We start from the raw sequence: 19,659 nt of genomic DNA, 5'->3' as shown, positions 1-19,659 counted from the left end.
TTTGGTTAGGCCTGATTGGTCAACCCAGCCCTGCAAGACTCGCAAGCCCCGTTACCGCTTCGTTAATTTGCTATCGGCCTTGCCATAGCTGCGCTCGAAGCGTTCGACATAGCGCTTGGCTTCACGTTCGCGGCCGGCAACCAGAGCGTCAAAAGCCCGTACGATGAAATTCTTGTCCTGTGCCATTTTCGCTCTCCTTGATTACGCAGCTAAGTTAGGGTGTTAGCGGCGATTTGCTATGCCCGGCACAGCACGCCAGCCATGACCACAGCGCACCTCAGCGTCAGGATTGCTTCGATGACCGCCCAAAATTTCCCCGCCACCGTGTTCCAGAGCTTTGAGGACAAGGCCGACAAAAAGAACGTCGCGCCGCGTCTGGCCGCCTTGCGCGGTGCCATGGCCAAGGCTGGTGTCGATGGATTCCTCATTCCGCGCGCCGACGCGCATCGCGGCGAATCGGTGCCCGAAAGCGAAGCTCGGCTGGCCTATGTCACCGGCTTTACCGGCTCGGCCGGGCTGGCGCTGATCGGCACCGACAAAGCCGGCCTGTTCGTCGATAGCCGCTACACGCTGCAGGCTCCCGCACAGACCGATACCAACCTGATCACCGTCATCGAAACCGATCGCGGCGGCCTTAATGCCGAATCCAAGTCGCTCATCCGCGAAGGCGGCACCGTGGCCTACGACCCATGGCTGCACACGCCCGGCGAAATCCGCGACACGGCAAAGCTGCTCGATGGTCACGCCTCCTTGGTCGCCAGCCCCAATCTCGTCGACAGCGTCTGGGCTGACCGACCGGGCGCACCCGTCTCGACAATCGAATTCCTCGGCCACAATCGCGCCGGGCGCACGGCCAACGAAAAGATCGCCGAAATTCAGGCCGCACTCATCGCAGACCACGCCGACGCGACGGTGCTCACCCTGCCCGAATCCATCTGCTGGCTGCTCAATATGCGCGGTCGCGACGTGCCCAACACGCCCTTCGTCCTCGGCTTTGCCATTGTGCCCGCCACCGGCGCGCCGACGCTCTATCTCGAGCCGGCCAAGATCACCGAGGAGCTGACCAAGGCACTCGATGGCGTCGCCAGGATCGATGCCAGCATCAACCTCGCCGATGCGCTCGTCGCCTTGGGCAAAGCCGCCAAGGTCGTCTGGATCGACCCCGCAACCGCCCCGGAAGCCGTCGCTGTATCCCTGAAAGATGCAGGCGCAACGCTGATCGAAAAGCGCGATCCGGTCCTCTTGCCCAAGTCGCGCAAGAACGCCGCCGAACTGGCCGGCATGCGAGAGGCGCATCATCTCGATGGCGTGGCGCTGGCCAAATTCCTCGCCTGGTTCGATGCCGAAGCGCCAAAGGGCGAACTCACCGAAATCGCCATCGTCACGGCGCTCGAAGCCTTCCGTCGCGAAGAGGAAACCTGTGTCGACGCCAGCTTCGATACTATTTCTGGCGCGGGCGCCAACGGCGCCATCGTCCACTACCGCGTCACCGAAAAGACCGACCGCACCCTGCACTCCGGCGACATCATGCTGGTCGATAGCGGCGCGCAATATCTGTCTGGCACCACCGACATCACGCGCACAATCTCGACTGGCTCCTCAACGCCAGAGCAGCGCGACCGCTACACCCGCGTGCTCAAAGGCATGATCGCCATTTCCACGGCTATCTTCCCCAAAGGCACCACCGGGGGGCAGATCGACATTCTGGCGCGCCAGTTCCTCTGGCAGGACGGCGTCACCTACAACCATGGCACCGGCCACGGCGTCGGCGCCTATCTGGGCGTGCACGAAGGCCCGGTCGGCATCGCCTCGCGCTACACAGCCCCTTTCGAGGTCGGTAACGTCATCTCCAATGAGCCCGGTTACTACAAGGCGGGCGAATACGGCATCCGCATCGAAAACCTGATCACTGTCGTCGAAAGCGCCAAATTCCCCGGCTACCTACAGTTTGAAACGCTGACCCTGGCCCCCATCGACAAGCGTCTGATCGACACCGCGCTGCTGACCGTCAGTGAAAAAGCCTGGCTCGACGCCTATCACCAAAGCGTCTGGGACGAAATCGGCCCGAAGGTGGCGGGTTCGGTCAAGGACTGGCTGAAGGGCGCGACGTCTGCGGTTTAGTGCAGGAGTAGAGCCAAGAACTCGATCCATCCCTCCCCCTATCAGGGGGAGGTCAGGTGGGGGTATCCCCTTACTCTGCGTCAGCTTCGCCGAAAATATCCGACAACCGGTATTCATTGTCCGGGTTCTCGGACACGACGTCATCGATCTTCCAGCCACCATCTTCACGCACCATTTCAAACGTCAGGCTGCGTGGCTCGCCAAAATTCTTGAACGTCACGGTTGACGACGCATAGTCGCCGGCGATCCCGGGCGCGCCGATCTCGAAGTCGGTCAGCTCATAGTCCTGCCCATCGACATAGGGGTCGAAGCCCAGAGCGCCCATCTCGCCTTCTGGCGTGATTTCGGCGTCCCGATCATAGAGCGCCTGCAGGTCGGAAGAGCGAAACTCGCTCTCATCGGCCGGGAACTCGCCATCGAAATAAGGCTGATAGAACGCCTCCAGCAGGTCATAGGGGTCCGAAAACGGCTGGGCAAAGCTGGTGCTGGCGAACGCCAGAAACAGGCCGGTGGCTATGGTGACGACGCGCATGAAAAACTCCACAGAGAATCAGTTGAACCAGAAGGCGTAGTTGAGCCAGTCGGCCCCAAATACGCGATTGCCCTCGGCAAAGCTTTCGGCATTCGCAACAGGGCCATCCTTGAGATAGGGCAGCGCACCTGAACCGGTGATGAGCAGAACCAGGTCCGTCTCGGTCGCCGTTTCGAAATAGGCCTTGAGATCAAATCCCTTGTTGAACCGCCAATGGGGGATCAGCAATTGTCCGGCGAACACCTCATCCAGCGTATCGAGCGTTGCCATCCAGGCAGCGACGGTTTCGTCGGTGACATGCATGTCCGGAATGATCGAGGTTTGCTTCGGCGATGGCACCAGTTCGCGATTGTCGTCGGTCTCCGCGCCGATCGCCTCCCAGTTCGACCGCGACAACGCCGAAATCCGCTTGAGACGGTCGAGCACGCCGGCCAGTCGCTCCGCATCGGTCACGGGAAATTTCAGCGTGTGCACGGCAGCGATCATATCGGCAATGCCGGCGTCGCTATCCCCATCAAGAAACAATATCCCGCCCGTCGTGTAGTCGCCCAGCGGCAGGCCTGACTTTGGAAAAACCCGATGCAGATAAGCGTCGTAGAAGGCAGTAAAATCGTGTGCCAGCATAAGGTCAATTGGCGCCGCGACAATCTGAGTGTAACCCGCAAACCAATAGCCATCCGCACTATCAAAGCCGATTGTCGTGTCGGGCTTCGCTGCCCCCGGTTTGATCTTGGTCTTATGCCCAGGCGCAGGTTCGAGCGGGAAAGGCCCCTCGCCAAGTTCGCCAAGCGAAGCCAGCAGGGCGCCAAGCGTTTCGCCGGGATCAACCTTGCCATCGCCATTGAAATCAATGCTCACCCGCAATGGATCGACGGTGATGACGTAGTCGCCCGAGATGGCGGCCTTCTCAAAATGGGTCCTCGCACCATCGATATCGGTCACGAAATCGTCCAGCACCTGCCGCAGCACGGGATAGGTCAGCTGCTCCGGCTTGGGGTTTGCCGGTGTCGTGCCATCGCCAAAATCCAAACCAAACAGCAGTGCGGCAGGCGAATTGCCGGGTTGGACGGCCCCATAGCGATAAAGGTTCTGCGCCAGCCCTTCATACGCCGTCACCAGTGTAAGCAGGCCCAGCCCGAAGCAGGCATCCTCGCCGTCCGCTTCGCAAGCCGTCGTGGCCGCCGCGATGCCGTCTGCCGCCGTGCCGGCATAAAGGTGGGCGACAGCGGCATCGCTGGCCTCGCCTGCCTGCGCGACGGCCGGCAGCAAGGCTATGGCGAACGCCAATCCGAAAAGCTTCCTCATGGCGTTCTCTCCCAATGCTATTTGCCGACCCGTTCGAACCACTCGTCCTCGGTGATCACTTCCACCCCGAGCGCTTCGGCCGATTTCAATTTTGACCCGGCACCCGGGCCCGCGATCAGAATGTCGGTCTTGGCCGATACCGATCCCGCGACCTTCGCCCCCAGCCACTCGGCCATAGCCTTGGCTTCGGATCGTGACATTTTTTCGAGCGAGCCGGTAAACACCACGGTCTTGCCAGCCACCACGCTGTCGGCGGAAACGCTGACGATATAGGGCTTGGGGTGAACCTGGATCAGCAGCGCATCGAGCACATCGTCATTGCGCTCGTTGCCGAAAAAATCGACCAACGCATCAATCACCGTGCCGCCAATGCCGTCCACCGACGGGAATACACTGGTCGGGTCCTCGGCAGCGGCCGTTTCCTTGCCGACCCGCATCAGCTCTTCCATGGTCGAGAACGTCCGGGCCAATACGGCCGCCGTCGTTTCCCCAATATGGCGAATACCAAGCGCGAAAAGGAAGCGATCCAGCTCAGGCTCGCGCCGGGCATCGATGGCGGCAAAAAGCTTGTCGAGCCCTTCGTAGTTGCGGTCTTCGACGCTGCGCACATTCTTGCGTGTCTTGCCCGAAGCAGCTTCGCGAAGCTTGGCCTGTTCCTCGCGGCGCGCCGCCATGGCGCGCGTGACGTCGGCACGACGATCCTTCAGCGTGAAAATATCGGCGGCGGTCTTGACCAGTCCGGCATTGAAAAGCAGGTCGATATTCTCGGCGCCCAGTCCTTCGATATCCATTGCCCCACGCGACACGAAATGGCGCAGCCCTTCGACTGCCTGAGCCGCACATATCAGCTCGCCCGTGCAGCGACGGCGGGAGTCTTCCTTGCCGGTCTTCTCGTTGACCTCGCGCGTCGCGGGCGAGCCGCAGACCGGGCATTCATGCGGAAACTCGTAGGGCACGGCATCGGTCGGGCGCTTCTCGAGCACTACCCGCACGATCTGGGGAATAACGTCCCCTGCCCGCTGGATGACGACGGTGTCGCCAATGCGGATGTCGATCCCCTCGCGAATAGGCAGGCCGGTGCTGTCGAGGCCCTTGATATAGTCCTCGTTATGCAGCGTGACGTTTTCGACGACCACGCCCCCCACCGTCACCGGCTCAAGCCGCGCCACCGGCGCCAGCGTGCCGGTGCGGCCGACCTGAATGTCGATCTTTTTGACGACCGTCGTAGCCTGCTCAGCGGGGAACTTGTGCGCGACGGCCCAGCGCGGTTCGCCGGTGACAAACCCCCAGCGCCGCTGCAGCTCAAGCTGATCGACCTTGTAGACCACGCCGTCAATGTCATAGCCGAGCGAGGAGCGCAGTTCTTCGATCTTGCGGTACTGCGCAATCAGCTCATCGACCGACTTGGCCCGCACCATCAGTGGGCTGATCTGAAAGCCCCATTCGGCGAACTTCTGCACGGCTTCATATTGCGTCGGCGCAGGATCTTCCGTTGTCGCGCCCCAGGCATAGGCAAAAAACCGGAGGTTTCGGCTGGCCGTGACCGACGCATCCTTCTGGCGGAGCGAACCAGCCGCGGTGTTGCGCGGATTGACGTAGTCCTGCCCGCCAACCGCCGCCGAGCGCGCCTTGAGCGCTTGGAACTCCGCATAGGTCATATAGACCTCGCCGCGGATCTCGATGCTTTGCGGCCAGCCCGAACCGGCCAGCTTTTCGGGAATGTCCTTGATGGTACGCAGATTTGCGGTGATGTCCTCGCCCACCGTACCGTCGCCGCGCGTTGCGCCCTGCACGAACACTCCATTCTCGTAGCGCAGTGAGGCGGAGAGACCGTCGATCTTGGGCTCTGCCGTGAACGCGATATCGAGGTCCTTATCGCGCTCGAAAAAACGCCGACCGCGTTCGATAAAATCGACCACGTCCTCATCGGTATAGGCTTTGGCGAGGCTCAGCATCGGCACGGCGTGGCGAACCTTGGCAAAGCCTTCGGCCGGCGGGGCGCCCACGGAATTGGACGGGCTATCCTCGCGCACCAAGGCCGGAAACGCCTCCTCGATCGCGCTGTTGCGACGGGTGAGCGCGTCATAGGCCGCGTCGGTCAACTCCGGCGCGTCATTCTGGTGATAGGCGATGTCAGCAGCGGCAATGGCTTCGGCCAGCCGCGCCAGCTCCACCTTGGCTTCGTCTTCGGTCAGATCGTCGACGGGCTTGCTGGATAGATCGGTCATTGTAAGTCTCGGATAATATTCGGCCGAAAGAGTTTTGGTTTTAGAGGATACCCCCTCCTGGCCTCCCCCTGATAGGGGGAGGAACAGATCGCATTCGTTGCGCGATCTACCAAGCCCCACAGCGGGTATTCCTCCCCCTTTTCAGGAGCAGGTTAGGTGGGGGTACTCTCCCTACCCCACTTCACTCAGCAACTTGCTCGCCGCAGCCCGTGCCTCATCGGTCACCTTGGCACCAGCCAGCATACGCGCGACTTCTTCCTGCCGCGCGGCAGTATCGAGCGGTTTGACATGCGTGCGCATGAAGGCACCTTCCTTGACCGCCTGCTTTTCGATCAACAGATGGCGCTGTGCTCGCGCTGCAACCTGCGGAGCATGGGTCACGGCCAGCACCTGCACCTTGCCAGCCAAGCGCGCCAGGCGACGACCGATGGCGTCGGCCACAGCGCCACCGACGCCGGTATCGATTTCGTCAAAGATCAGCACGGGTGCCGAGCCGCGATCGGCCAGCACCACCTTGAGCGCCAGAAGGAAGCGGCTGAGCTCGCCACCCGAGGCCACCTTGAGCAGCGGACCAGCCGCGGTGCCAGGATTGGTCTGGACGTGAAACTGGATAAGATCGAACCCCGACACGGCGATGCGCTTTTTGTCGATCTGGTGGTCGACGATGAACTTGGCCGACCCAAGCTTGAGATCGGGCAGTTCCGCCCCGACTGCCTTGCCCAGTGCCGCAGCGGCTTTGGCGCGACCAGCGCTAAGGGTTTCGGCCAGCTTGCGATAGGTCTCCATTGCCTGCGCTTCGGCGGCCTGCAGCGCAACCAGCCTGGTTTCGCCGCCCTGCAGCGTATCGAGATCGCCACTATATTTTGTCAGCACCTCTACCAGCCCATCACAGCTCGTCTGGTGCTTGCGAGCAGCAGCGCGCAGCGCAAAAAGCCGCTCCTCGACGCTTTCAAGCTCGGCCGGATCATAGGCCATTTCGCGCTTCAGCTCCTCAAGCGCGTCGCTGGTCCGATCGAGCGCGACGAGCGAAGAATCGATCGTATCAACGATGGGCTGAAACAGCGTCGAACCGCCGTCGATCTTGCGCATCAACCGCCGCATCAGGCTGGCCAGCGCCGGCGCCGGTGCCGACGGGCCATTGAGCATGTCGTCGATTTCGGTAACGTCCGATGCCGAGCGCTCGACCTGCTGCAGATGCTGCCGACGCTCAGCCAGTTCTTCTTCTTCGCCGACAATCGGCTTGAGCTTGGATAATTCGTCCACCGTGTGGCGCGCATAGTCTTCCGCGGCAAGCGCTTCGGCGACCAAAGCCTTCTGGGCCGCAACAGCCTCCTGCGCGTCGCTCAGCTCCTGCCAGGCATCACGCACCTTGTCGACGCCGCGCTCCAGCTCACCAAAAGCATCGAGCGCCGCACGATGCGTCGTCACATCGACCAGCGCACGGTCATCGTGCTGGCCATGAATTTCAACGATCTGCCCGCCAACCCTTTGCAACAGCGCCGCCGAGACCGGCTGGTCATTGATGAAAGCGCGGGTGCGGCCGTCGGCAAACTGCACGCGGCGCAGGATGACGTCTTCATCATCGGGAATGGCGTTGTCGCGCAGCGCGGTGCGCGCTGGATGGTCCTTGGCCAGTTGCAGCACGGCAACCACTTGCCCGCTCTCCTGCCCGCTGCGGACCAGCGAGGCATCGCCTCGGCCGCCGAGTGCAAGTGTGAGAGCATCGAGCAGGATAGACTTGCCTGCGCCGGTCTCACCGGTCAGCACGGTCATGCCGCCGTCCAGAGCCAGATCGAGCTGGTCGATGAGGACGATATTGCGAACCGAAAGCGCGTTCAGCATGCGCGGGACTTCCCCAACTTCGTCGACTGACGGTTTATCTAACTCTGCAGTCTAACATCACCACGTCATTCCCGCGAAAGCGCGATTCCCCTTTAACACAGGAAGGAGTCGCCCCGCTGTCGCGAGAATGGCGCCACAGTTTTGGTCGGATAACACCTGCGACGCAGCAGACCCGCCCAAACAAACGAACCGGGGCGCATATTAGCGCCCCGGAACAAACTAGCAACAAATTACTTTGGCAGCGCTTAGCGGCGGAGACCCGCCATCCAGCTACCGCTGTTGACGGTTGGTGCCAGACCCTGCTTGCCGAGCAGCGCAAATGCTTCCTTGTACCAGGAGCTGGACGGATAGTTGTGGCCCAGCACGGCTGCTGCGGTCGATGCTTCGGTGGTCAGGCCCAGCGACAGATACGACTCAGTCAGGCGGAACAGCGCTTCCTCGATATGGGTCGACGTCTGCCACTGCTCGACAACCGTGCGGAAGCGGTTGATGGCGGCGGTGTACTGACCCTGGCCGAGATAATAACGGCCGACCGACATTTCCTTGCCAGCCAGCTGGTCATAGGCAACCAGCAGCTTTTCCTTGGCGTCCTTGGCATATTCCGAACGTGGATAGTTCGATATCACCAGATTGTAGGTGTCGATGGCGTCCTTCGACAGCTGCTGATCGCGCGTGATGTCCTTGATCTGGGCAAAATAGGCATTGCCCTTGAGGTACAGCACGTAGGCGGCGTCCTTGCCGTTTGGATAGAGCGCCATATAGCGGTCGGCAGCCAGAACGGCTTCGTTCAGCTTGCCGCTGCGATAGTTCGCATAGACCTGCATCAGCTTGGACTTTTCGACCATCGCATCGCGCGGATGCTGACGATCAAGCTGCTCAAGCGACTTGAGCGCGGTCGCGTAATACTGACGATCCATGTCGTCGAGCGCTTTTTGATAAAGCGCGGCGGCCGGAACGATCGGCACTTCCTTGGTCTTTGGCGGACCGAACATGCTGCAGCCAGCGAGTACCGCTGCGAACAGGGCAACCGTCAGGAACCGGGCAGCCCGGCTGGTGGAAACACCAATAGCTTCAGATGTCACGAATTGCCGTCCTTATCACGATAAGCCGTAGATCTGCGGCCTAGTTAGTAAATGGATCAAAACTGTGACCGTGCCCTGCTCCGTCAGGATCAGCGCACGGACCGCAGGTAATGATTGACCACCATTTGATCGGGCTGATCGTCGAAAGCCTCGAACTCAAGCGGCAGGTCCTCGGCGCCGACTATCTCATAATTGGCTTCACTGGAAAAGAGACCGCTCAGCACTTGCGCATTAAGAGCGTGACCGCCCTTGTACGAACGGAAACGGCCCCAGATCGGCAGGCCACCCAGCGACAGATCGCCGATCGCATCGAGCAGCTTGTGGCGGACGAATTCGTCTTCGTAGCGCAAACCACCGGGATTAAGGATTCGGTCCTCATGCACGGTGATGGAATTGTCGAGGCTGGAGCCGAGCGCATAGCCGGCCTGGCGCAAAATCTTGGCATCGCGAACGAAACCAAAGGTACGGGCGCGCGACACGTCTTCGTAATAGCGGCGCGGCGTCCAGTCGAAAATCATGCGCTGGCGGCCGATGACCTTGCTGTCAAAATCGATCTCGAGATCGAGCGCGCGGCCATTGTAGGGCTCAAGCGCCGCAAAGGCGTCGTTGTTGCGCACGGTCACGGCGCGCATGACCTTGAGGAACTTGCGCTGCGCCGGCTGAATTTCGAGACCAACCGACAGAATGGCGTCGGCGAACGGCCGCGCACTGCCATCAAGGATCGGGCATTCGCTGCCATCAAGGGTAATGAGCGCATTGTCGACGCCCATGCCCGAAAGGGCCGAGGTCACATGCTCGATGGTCGCAACGCTGAAGCTGTCGCCCAGATCGAGCGTGGTGCACAGCGTCGTGCGGGTGACGCGCGAAAAATGCACCGGCACTGGCACGGTATTGGTGCCATCGCCGCGCGCGCGCGAAATGGTCAAACCACTATCGGGAGCACCGGGGCTGATCGTGAGGGTAACGGGTTGGCCACTGTGTACGCCGTATCCGGCGAAGCTTATCGCAGCAGCAAGAGTGCGCTGGCGGGTGGGCAGTTTCTGCATACTTGAAATAACTCCGACCCCAAGCCCCAGGCGTCCGACACCGTACTAGCTAAAAAAAACTCGGCGCGAAAGCCGCGCCGAGTGTCATATCTTGATTTCGTAAGCCGGAGCTTAACCGTGCTTGCGCAGGAAGGCCGGGATTTCGAGGCTATCCTTTTGCGGTGCGGCGGCTGGCTGGCGACCGTGATTATCGAGGTTGCCACGGGCACCTTCAACAGTCGGCGTTGCCCGCGAACCCCTTGCTGGGCCTGCTTCTATTGCGCTGCGGGCAGCGGCATCGTCAGCAGACGAGTAAGCGGTTTCGTCGCGGCCCGTTGGCTGCTGCGCACCCAGGTTGAGACCAACATTTGAAGCCAGTTTCTTGAACAGAGCCCGTGCATTGCGCGGCTCTGCCTCATGACGTTCCTGCGGCTCCTGTGACCGCCTCGCAACAATTGGCAGCTCCTCGGTGCGCGGCATACGGCGCTGGCCTTCAGGGCGAGCAGCGTTGGACGGCACATAGACGCTTGGAACTGGCGAATCATCGACAGCGGTTGGCTCGTCTTCGTCATGCATGCTCTCGGCGGCCGGAATGTAGGGCTCGACGAACACGCCATCATCTTCCTGATGATAGTGATGCTGCTGCGTTGGCGCCGGAGCAGATGCCTGGAAGCTGAACGCTTCGGCAACTGCGGCTTCAACCTGATGCTCGATTGCCTGCGTGGCAACAGCTGGCGTCGCGACTGGAGCGCGTTCGATCTGCGTGCGGGTCGGCTCGACCGGCACGTGACGACGCACTTCAAGCGGGGTGCGCGAAGCATGCGGCTTGGCTGGCTCTAAAGCCTGCACCATGGTCGCATCGGTGCCGGTGGCAACGACGGACACGCGGATGGTACCGGTCAGGTTTGGATCATAGGTCGCGCCAAGGATGATGTTGGCGTCGGCGTCGACTTCCTCACGGATGCGGCTTGCCGCTTCGTCGACTTCGTAAAGCGTCAGGTCTGGACCACCGGTGATCGAGATCAGCAGGCCTCGTGCGCCATGCATCGACACATCGTCGAGCAGTGGGTTGGCAATCGCAGCCTCGGCAGCGTGACGAGCACGATCTTCGCCCGATGCTTCGCCGGTACCCATCATCGCCTTGCCCATGCCGCGCATCACGGCGCGCACGTCGGCGAAGTCGAGGTTGATCAGGCCTTCCTTGACCATCAGATCGGTGATGCAGGCGACGCCGGAGAACAGCACCTGATCGGCCATCGAGAAGGCGTCAGCAAAGGTGGTCTTTTCGTTGGCAACCCGGAACAGGTTCTGGTTCGGGATAACGATCAGCGTATCGACATGGCGATGCAGTTCATCGATGCCGTCTTCTGCAAGGCGCGCACGGCGATTGCCTTCGAAATTGAATGGCTTGGTGACCACACCAACGGTCAGGATACCCTGCTCGCGGGCCGCACGAGCAACGACGGGTGCAGCACCCGTACCAGTGCCACCGCCCATGCCGGCGGTGATGAAGACCATGTGCGAGCCGTTGAGATGATCATTGATCTCATCCCAGCTTTCTTCGGCTGCAGCACGACCAACTTCTGGATGGGAGCCGGCACCGAGGCCTTCGGTGACACCAACGCCGAGCTGGATGATCCGCGGCGCCTTGGACAGGGCCAGAGCCTGAGCGTCCGTGTTGGCGACAACGAAGTCCACGCCGTCGAGGCCGGATTCGATCATATTGTTAACGGCGTTACCGCCAGCACCCCCGCAACCGAAGACGGTAATGCGTGGCTTCAGTTCCTGAATGTCAGGGATGGTGAGGTTGATGGTCATGAATGGCCTCATAGTGGCGTGGTTGGTAAAGATTTACCCCCTCAAACGTTAACCGGCCCCTAACAATTGTCTCACCGGTGTTAACGTGAACGCAAAATGCGACACTCAGGCGTTACGAATTGACCATGCATTAACCACGTTCCGGGCCCAACGACGCTGGAACGGGTCAAAAACTCGCTGTAAAATAAATTTCGTCGCGTTTTGAGGAGATCGAGAATGTCCCAAATCACCCCATGCCTCTGGCTGGATGATCGCATCGACGAGGCCATCAAGTTTTATACCGAGACCTTCAAATCAGCCAAAGTGCACCAGGTCGTGCGCCAGGCGCCCGACCAGCCCGCTTTTTCGGCGATCATCGAGCTTGAGGGATCCCGCTTCATGCTGCTCAGCGGCAACCCCAATGTGCAGTTCACCCAGACCGTGTCCTTCATGATCGAGTGCAAGGACCAAAAGGACGTGGACTATTTCTGGGACGCGTTGAGTACCAATGGCGGCAAGGAAAGCGTCTGCGGCTGGTGCGAAGACCGGTTCGGCCTCTCCTGGCAGGTCACACCCAAGCAGATTTACGACACCGTACTCGGCAAGGACCCTGTTGGCGCCCAGCGCGCAGTGCAGGCCATGATGGGCATGAAAAAGCTCATCATCGCCGATTTGCAGAAAGCCTATGACGGCAACTGATTTTGTTCTGGCCGGTCCGATAGCGAGCCGGCCAGATTTGTCCGTGATTTAGCCTTCGATCAGCCCGAACAGCTTTTCCCATTCTCCCGCCAGGAACTTGGCTGAATAGATGCCGCCGAAATTGGTACTGCCGCGCGCGACGTGAACCTTGCCGGCCGCCACCGCTGCAATGCGGTTCCAGCTTGGGTGCTTCTGCACTGCCTCATAAGTACCCTCGCCGAACAGCTCGGCATAAAGAATGCCATCGAAGTCCGCGAGCATTTAGGGCAGCAGCTCCATGCTGACATTACCCTCTTCGATGATGGACGGATCAATCGTGTGCCCACCAAGGTCCTTGAGCACGTCAGCGTGGTTGCTGCCCTGCCCGCGGATCTTCATTTCGCCTTCACCCGGCAGGTAGTGCAGCGCAATCACCTTGCTCTTGGCAATGCTCTCGTGCCGCGCGCGAATGCCGGCGACATAGGCATCGAAATCGGCCACGGCCGCATCGGCGCGACCTTCCATGCCCAGCCAGCCCGAAATGTTCTCAAGGTTTGCCCGCCAGCCAATGCTCGCATCGAGCGGCAGAACAGGCGCAACCGAGCGCAATCGCTGCAGCGGCCAGCCTTCGCTGTCGCCCCAGTCGCTGCACAGGATCAGGTCAGGCTCCATCCCGAGGATCTGCTCAATATTGGGCGGCGCGCCGATAAATTCTGCATCGGTTTCCACGGCCACCCATGGGTTCATCGGCGCGTGGCTATAGCCGATCACCGGCAGCTTGAGCGCCAGCGCGGTTTCGAGGTCGATGCGTTCGTCAATGGCGATGACACGCTGCGGATTGGCCGGAATGTCGTAGTCGCCGATCCAGTTGCTGATGCTGCGCGTCTCGACAGGCGATTGCGCCCAGGCGCGCGCGGCCGGCAGCGTCACGAGAGCCGCGCCGGCACCAAGAGTGAACATGCGGCGATTAAGTCCGGACATTGATAGTCTCCAGCAATGGAATTTGGCTCAAGTCTACTCGGCCGCGACGCAGTATTGCGGCCAAACGCCATCGCCATCGGGCCAATCCTGCCCGCGGCAATGACTGCTCGGGCTTTCGCCGGTCACCCGCCGAAACGCCGAACTGAAAGCGCTAATATTGCGATAGCCCACCCTCAGCGACACCTGCGCCAGCGATTGTCCATCGCGCAGCAAAGCCGTCGCCAGTTGCATGCGCGCCAGCGCCTGCCAACCGGCAAAGCTCATGCCCGTTTCTTCGCGGAAGCGCCGCGTGAAATTGCGCAGGCTCATCGCCGCAGCGTCACTCCACGCTTCCACCGAGCGCAAATCGCCCGGCACGGCGCACACCATCTGCGTCACCCGCAACAGGCGCTGATCGCGCGGCAAGGGCAGCGGTATGCTCGTGGCGTGGCTTGCTGCAATCAGTTCCAGAACCACGTCTTCCAGTCGCCGCCGCATGTCCGCCGATACATCACCAGCATCGAGAAACATCACGATCTCGGCGACAACCTTGGGCATCGAAACCGGCTGCACTCGATCCCATCGTGTCGGCCCCGCCGCCGACAGCAGCGTGCAGCGCAGGCGCGTGTCGCTCTCGATATGCAACTCATGGGCCACATAGGCCGGCACCAGCAGCGCCCCACCCGGCGGCACCACATAGGCCCGGTCATTGGCGACGACCCGCACCAGCCCCTGCACGTCCCAAAAAATCTCGTGCTCGCTATGCATATGCAATGGCCATTGCGTCCGCCCTGCCCGACCGCACACTAAAGTGCGCATCTGAGCCGACGGAGCAATGTAAGGCCCATCTAGGGGCACATCTGACGCTAGGGAGTGAACGGAATGCACAGCAACAGCCACTTATAACTGACTGTGCAGGTCATATTATAAGCAGCACTGGCAGGCAATATGGGTGGCCTATTCAGCCGGAGCGGCAGCGCCATCACTGTCCAGTCAAACTCACGAAGTCAGTCATATAAGCGTCATTGAGGAAGCGGCGGAGACAGTTTAACAGCATCATAGAAATATTCAAAACATCAGATGTTATCGGAAATACAAATTAAGCAACATTCAGCGCAAGATAGAATTTATACAACACATTACTGCTTAATGCTATAAATGTATCATACTATTAATTCAAACATACATTGACTCCCCCTTGTTTCTGACCTCCGCTATGCCCAGGAGGTAACACTATGCACAAACGATTTTTGGGGGCTTTTGCGGCGGTGGGGCTGATGCTGGCGACTGCATCGAGTGCGTTTGCCGAGCCAAATGCAGCGGACATTCTGGGGGAGACAGCGCTGCAGAACCTGCTTGAACGCACCGCGCCGGTCAATGTGGCGGAGGGAGCCGCTCTCCCGTCATTTATCACCGACCCATCCTGGCCAAAAATTCTGCCCAATAACTGGACCTTCGGCCAGATCGCTGGTGTCTACGTCGATAGCGACGACCATATCTGGCTGCTGCAACGGCCGCGCTCGCTGTCCAATGAAGAGGCTGGCCTGCTCGATGCAGTGGGCAAGAACGCAGATGGCGCCGACGTCAGCGGCCTCGGCCATCCCCGTCCGTTCGGGCCAACCACCGATTGCTGCCAGCCCGGCCCAGCCCTGATGGAATTTGACCAGGAAGGCACGCTCCTGCGGGCCTGGGGTGGCCCCGGCGATCCGGCATGGATGGAAGCCAAATGCCGCGAGGAAGACGGCTGTTATTGGCCAGCCAACGAGCATGGCCTCTATATCGACCACAACGGCTTCATCTACATCGGCTCGAACGGCACCGGTAACGGCTCGACGCCTTGGGCTAGTACCAATGGTGTCGATGGCCACATCCTCAAGTTCACCAAGGATGGCGACTTCGTCCTGCAGATCGGCATGCCCGGCGAGCTGACACCAGCCAGCAATGACACCAATGGCGGCATCAACGGCACGCCGCAGCTGATGCGTCCGGCCGATATGACGGTCGATCCCGAAACCAACCTGCTCTACGTCGCCGACGGCTACGGCAATAACCGCGTCGTGGTGGTCAATGCCGAAGACGGTCAATATGTCGGCCACTTCGGCGCCTATGGCCAAAACCCGGTGGATGATGACCTTGCCGACAATTCCGGCCTGTTCGTCGAAGACTTCGAGCGTGGCGATCTCAATCCCAAATTCTTCCGCAATCCAGTCCACTGCGTGAAGATCGCCGACGACGGCCTGCTTTATGTCTGCGACCGCGGCAACAACCGCGTGCAGATCTTCAACAAGGCTGAAGTTGGCGGCGTCTGCACCAATGCGGACGGCAGCGTCGGCCAGTGCGGCTATGTCGGTGAGCTGAAGGCCAGCGTTGCAACTCGCACCACCATTCCGGGCACGGCCGTGACGGTGAACTTCTCCAACGACGACAACCAGAGCTGCCTCTATGTCGGCGACAATTCCAACATGACCATCTACGTCGTCAACCGAGAAACCCTTGGCGAACTTGGCCGTTTCGGCCGCTTCGGTCAGGGCACCGGTGACTTCCACTGGCTGCACAACGTTGCCACCGACTCCCATGGCAACCTCTACACCGGCGAAGTCGACACCGGCAAAAGGCCACAGAAGTTCGTTCGCTACGGCGAAGTGGGCTGCAGCGGCGAAGGCCATTCAACCATCGGGGGCGCTTACTAACCACTCCAACGTTCCTGAACAACTGAGGGGCCGAAAGGCCCCTCTTTTTTATGCTCAGCTGAAGCGTAACGGCTAGAAGCTGGTGCGGAGCCAGTTGCCGACGCGGGCGAAATAGCCGTCGGTGCCGGTCAGGCGGCGGCTGCCGCGAGGTTCCTGATATTCCTGGCTGCACACCTGCGGATAAATCAGCATGCCGGCGACAGTCGCAAACGCAGCGCCCTTGGCCATTTCCGGCAGGCCGGCAATACCCATCGGACGGCCATTGCGCACGTTGCGAGCCAGCGTGCGGCGCGCGACCTCGGGCAGGCCCGTCATCTCGCTGGCGCCGCCCGTCAAGACGAAACGGCGGCCGCACACGTCCATCATGCCGGTTGCCTGCATGCGATCGCGGATGGCGGTGAGGATTTCTTCGATGCGTGGCCGCATGATGCGGGTCAACACCGAACGGGCCACCTGCCCCGGCGCCTCGTCGTGCGATGCGCCAACTGGCTGGATCGCGATCAGATCGCGCTCGTCGGCCTGGCCCGGCAGCACCGAACCATAAAATGTCTTGAGCCGCTCGGCATCGGCGACGCTGACCGAAAGCTGGCGCGCGATATCAAGCGTCAGGTGATGGCCACCAATGGCAATGGCATCGGCATAGACCAGATGCCCGTCATTGAACACCGAGACGGTCGTCGTCGCGCCGCCAAAATCAATGCAGGCGACACCAAGCTGGGCCTCGTCATCAACAAGCGTCGCCAGACCCGACGCATAGGGCGTCGCAATCAGCGCTTCGATCTGCAGGTGGCAGCGATGCAGTACCAGTTCGAGATTGCGCATGGCCAGCGTTTCCGAGCTGACCACAGCAACGTCGACGCCAAGCTTGTCGCCCACCATGCCCTTGGGGTCACGAATGCCCTTCTGGCCATCGATCGCGTAACCGATCGGCAATGCGTGAATGATCGAGCGTTCCGGCCTCACCGAGCGGTCGTTGACAGCGCGCAGCACGCGATGAATGTCGGCTTTTTCGACTTCCTGCCCATCCAGCGACACCGCCGCCGAAAAAGTCTCCGAACCCAGACGACCGGCAGTCACATTGACGATCACCGACTCCAGCGTCAGCCCGGCAGCGCGTTCGGCCATGCCGACAACGGAGCGGATCGCGTGTTCGGCCTTTTCGATATCGGTGACGACGCCACTCTTGACGCCCACCGATGGACCATAGCCAAAGCCGATCACTTCGGCCTGATGCGAACGGCCGCGCAGCGCCTTGCCTTCGGCGCGCGGCGTGAGGCGGGCGATGACGCAGCAAATCTTGGTCGAACCGATATCGAGCACCGCCACCAGCGTGGTCTTGCCGGGCTGAACGGGGCGAAGCCGGGAGGTCATGGCGTCGGTCATCATTGCGGGGTGGTCGCCTGCATAACGGTTTCTGACGGTCGAGTACGGGCCGGCAGCGGGAATGGTTGGGTCGACAGCAATTGCTTGGCCAGCGCCGCCTTACGCGCCGCTTCGTCTTTGGCCAGATCGGCTTCGGTCTTGGTCGGACGCACCGCCACAAGACTATCGACGCGCAGATCAATGACGGTCACATCGCGGTCGAGCAGCTGATACTGCGACTGATAGGTATTAAGGCTGCGTAGCGCCCGGGCCACACCCAGCTCGGGCAGCTGGATACGCAGGCCGGTGTCGTAAATCATGTCCCAGCGGCGGTCAGCGATACGCGACAGCGCCACGAGGTCTTCCTTGAGTGCGGGATATTGATCGAGCGCCCGGATCATCGCCATGGCGTCGTCATTGGCGCCGTCGCCGACAACCAGCGGCAGCTCCGAATATGCGCCGCGATCCTCGCCGATCTGCTCGCCCGCAGCGTCGATCACAAAGGTAATACCATCCACGCGCCAGCGGGCGACGGGGATTTTTTCGGTCACGGTGACAATGACGTCGGCCGGATAGGCCTTGCGCACGCTGACCGTGCTGATCGCTGGCAGATCGGCAATACGCTGGCGGGCCGCCTCCACGTCAAAGCTGACTGTGGAGGTGTGCGGCTCGATGCCGAGCGCGTCGAAAATGGCCTGCTCACTCGTGAGCGTCTGGCCGGTAATGGAAATCTTGCCGATGGCAAAGCCGGCATCGGCAAAGCGGCCTTGCGCCACTTCACCGAGGATCATTGCACCGGTCGCGATGTGATCACGCGCCTGATAGACGCCGCCCAGCGCCACAACGAGCATGCCGATGGCGACGCCACGCAGCATAGCCTTGCGGTGCAGCACCCAGGCGCGACCGAAATTGTTGGCGAATTTCCGCCGTGAGCGGACAGGAACAGGCAATGCGCGGGGATCGACGATCCTTGCGCCAGCGAGAAAAGCCTCGCTTTTTACCTGTTGCAACTCGCGTCCTCCACCATCCAGGCGACTAAATCTTCGTAGGAATGTCCGGCATGCAGCGCTTGCTCGGGCACCAGTGACGTCTCGGTCATCCCCGGCTGGGTATTGATCTCAAGACAGACCAGTTCCCCATCGGGGCCCGCAGCGTCGTTGTAGCGGAAGTCCGCTCGCGTCACGCCTCGGCAGCCGAGAGCTGCGTGTGCAGCCAGACTTAGCTTTTGCACTTTGTCGTAAATTTTCGGTTTCAGTTGCGCCGGAATGACGTGGACTGACCCGCCTTTGGCGTATTTCGCTTCATAATTGTAGAAGGTCGCGTCGGTGACGATTTCCGTAACGCCCAGAGCCACATCGCCCATCACGGCGCAGGTCAGTTCGCGCCCCGGAATATAGCGCTCGACCATCACTTCTTCGCCCGAATTCCAGTCTTCGCGCAGGATTTCCTGCGGCGGATGGCTGGTCTCGGCCTTGACGATGAACACGCCAAAGCTGGACCCATCGGCAATCGGTTTGATGACGTAGGGTGTCGCCATGGCATGGCTGCGCGCCGCTTCGCCACGAGACACGATGACGTGATCGGTGACTGGAATACCGGCCGCCTTGAACATGATCTTGGACTGATGCTTGTCCATGGCCAGCGCCGAAGCCAGCACGCCCGAATGGGTGTATGGAATCTGCAGCAGTTCCAGCACGCCCTGGATCATGCCGCTCTCGCCGAACGGCCCATGCAGTGCGTTGAACGCCACGTCTGGTTTGAGATCGACCAGCACATTGGCGACATCGCGACCGACATCGACTTCGGTCACCTGATAGCCGGCCCGGCGCAAAGCCGCAGCGCAGCCCGCGCCCGAACTCAGCGACACCGGCCGTTCATTGGACCAGCCACCCATCAGGACTGCAACGTGTTTGGTCATGGAGCGGTCCTTTGAGTTGTATTTAGCTCGATGATGTTTGAACCACGGGCGCTGTCCTCGGACTTGATCCGAGGACCACTAACAGCCAGTGCCAAATTGGAAGTGACCCTCGGATCAAG

General features: G+C 60.8%; 17 protein-coding genes. 3 read left to right on the top strand and 14 right to left on the bottom strand.

Translation table 11 applies throughout. The features are described from left to right. Window positions 1-51: 51 nt before the first annotated feature. Window positions 52-186: a hypothetical protein gene (locus ABIE28_RS04380; protein WP_354060486.1), complete on the bottom strand. Its 135-nt coding sequence runs from the start codon at window positions 184-186 to the stop codon at window positions 52-54. A 111-nt stretch (window positions 187-297) separates the two neighbouring features. On the opposite strand from ABIE28_RS04380, the gene ABIE28_RS04375 reads away from it, so the two are divergent. Next, on the top strand, window positions 298-2,121 hold the full coding sequence (locus tag ABIE28_RS04375; protein WP_354060484.1) for an aminopeptidase P family protein: 1,824 nt from the start codon (window positions 298-300) through the stop codon (window positions 2,119-2,121). 70 nt (window positions 2,122-2,191) lie between these two features. Here ABIE28_RS04375 and ABIE28_RS04370 read toward each other — a convergent pair whose 3' ends face one another. The 7 genes from ABIE28_RS04370 to ftsZ form a co-directional block, all read right to left on the bottom strand. Continuing rightward, window positions 2,192-2,653, bottom strand: coding sequence for a DUF3828 domain-containing protein (locus ABIE28_RS04370; RefSeq protein ID WP_354060482.1), 462 nt, complete (start codon window positions 2,651-2,653; stop codon window positions 2,192-2,194). A gap of 18 nt (window positions 2,654-2,671) precedes the next feature. Further along, complete coding sequence (locus ABIE28_RS04365) at window positions 2,672-3,958, bottom strand: hypothetical protein (RefSeq protein WP_354060480.1); 1,287 nt, start codon at window positions 3,956-3,958, stop codon at window positions 2,672-2,674. A 17-nt stretch (window positions 3,959-3,975) separates the two neighbouring features. Further along, window positions 3,976-6,186: an NAD-dependent DNA ligase LigA gene (gene ligA, locus ABIE28_RS04360; RefSeq protein WP_354060478.1), complete on the bottom strand. Its 2,211-nt coding sequence runs from the start codon at window positions 6,184-6,186 to the stop codon at window positions 3,976-3,978. Window positions 6,187-6,357: 171 nt separating this feature from the next. Then, window positions 6,358-8,028 (bottom strand): DNA repair protein RecN, encoded by a 1,671-nt coding sequence (recN, locus tag ABIE28_RS04355; RefSeq protein ID WP_354060476.1) that lies wholly within the window; start codon window positions 8,026-8,028, stop codon window positions 6,358-6,360. Between the two features lie 245 nt (window positions 8,029-8,273). After that, window positions 8,274-9,110, bottom strand: coding sequence for an outer membrane protein assembly factor BamD (locus ABIE28_RS04350; protein ID WP_354060474.1), 837 nt, complete (start codon window positions 9,108-9,110; stop codon window positions 8,274-8,276). Window positions 9,111-9,199: 89 nt separating this feature from the next. Beyond that, window positions 9,200-10,156, bottom strand: coding sequence for a UDP-3-O-acyl-N-acetylglucosamine deacetylase (lpxC, locus tag ABIE28_RS04345; RefSeq protein ID WP_354060472.1), 957 nt, complete (start codon window positions 10,154-10,156; stop codon window positions 9,200-9,202). Between the two features lie 111 nt (window positions 10,157-10,267). Beyond that, window positions 10,268-11,953, bottom strand: a complete 1,686-nt coding sequence (ftsZ, locus tag ABIE28_RS04340; protein ID WP_354060470.1) for a cell division protein FtsZ — start codon at window positions 11,951-11,953, stop codon at window positions 10,268-10,270. Between the two features lie 216 nt (window positions 11,954-12,169). On the opposite strand from ftsZ, the gene ABIE28_RS04335 reads away from it, so the two are divergent. Continuing rightward, window positions 12,170-12,631 carry a VOC family protein gene (locus ABIE28_RS04335; protein WP_354060468.1) on the top strand — a complete coding sequence of 154 codons (462 nt, stop codon included), beginning with the start codon at window positions 12,170-12,172 and terminating at the stop codon, window positions 12,629-12,631. Window positions 12,632-12,679: 48 nt separating this feature from the next. Here the strand turns inward: ABIE28_RS04335 and ABIE28_RS04330 are convergent, their stop codons facing one another. Genes ABIE28_RS04330 through ABIE28_RS04320 form a run of 3 tightly spaced genes read right to left on the bottom strand, consistent with a single transcriptional unit; the run spans window position 12,680 to window position 14,344 of the window. Continuing rightward, window positions 12,680-12,892, bottom strand: a complete 213-nt coding sequence (locus ABIE28_RS04330; protein ID WP_354060466.1) for a TroA family protein — start codon at window positions 12,890-12,892, stop codon at window positions 12,680-12,682. Continuing rightward, complete coding sequence (locus ABIE28_RS04325) at window positions 12,893-13,591, bottom strand: ABC transporter substrate-binding protein (protein ID WP_354060464.1); 699 nt, start codon at window positions 13,589-13,591, stop codon at window positions 12,893-12,895. A gap of 33 nt (window positions 13,592-13,624) precedes the next feature. Then, window positions 13,625-14,344, bottom strand: a complete 720-nt coding sequence (locus ABIE28_RS04320) for a helix-turn-helix transcriptional regulator (RefSeq protein ID WP_354060462.1) — start codon at window positions 14,342-14,344, stop codon at window positions 13,625-13,627. Window positions 14,345-14,805: 461 nt separating this feature from the next. Between ABIE28_RS04320 and ABIE28_RS04315 the strand changes: the two genes are divergently transcribed. Continuing rightward, entirely contained in the window at window positions 14,806-16,260 is a 1,455-nt protein-coding gene (locus tag ABIE28_RS04315) for an NHL repeat-containing protein (RefSeq protein WP_354060460.1), read from the top strand. A gap of 72 nt (window positions 16,261-16,332) precedes the next feature. Here ABIE28_RS04315 and ftsA read toward each other — a convergent pair whose 3' ends face one another. The 3 genes from ftsA to ABIE28_RS04300 are packed head-to-tail and all read right to left on the bottom strand — an operon-like array spanning window position 16,333 to window position 19,540. Continuing rightward, a complete protein-coding gene (gene ftsA / locus ABIE28_RS04310; protein WP_354060458.1) occupies window positions 16,333-17,631 on the bottom strand; it encodes a cell division protein FtsA in 1,299 nt (432 codons plus the stop codon). Between the two features lie 11 nt (window positions 17,632-17,642). Further along, window positions 17,643-18,632 (bottom strand): cell division protein FtsQ/DivIB, encoded by a 990-nt coding sequence (locus ABIE28_RS04305; RefSeq protein WP_354060456.1) that lies wholly within the window; start codon window positions 18,630-18,632, stop codon window positions 17,643-17,645. Continuing rightward, entirely contained in the window at window positions 18,620-19,540 is a 921-nt protein-coding gene (locus ABIE28_RS04300; RefSeq protein WP_354060454.1) for a D-alanine--D-alanine ligase, read from the bottom strand. Before ABIE28_RS04300 ends, ABIE28_RS04305 begins: the two co-directional genes overlap by 13 nt. Window positions 19,541-19,659 lie beyond the last annotated feature (119 nt).

Origin of the sequence: Devosia sp. 2618, assembly GCF_040546815.1 — a bacterium.
In the GTDB taxonomy this organism is placed as follows: domain Bacteria; phylum Pseudomonadota; class Alphaproteobacteria; order Rhizobiales; family Devosiaceae; genus Devosia.
This window is presented reverse-complemented; position numbering and strand designations above follow the sequence as displayed.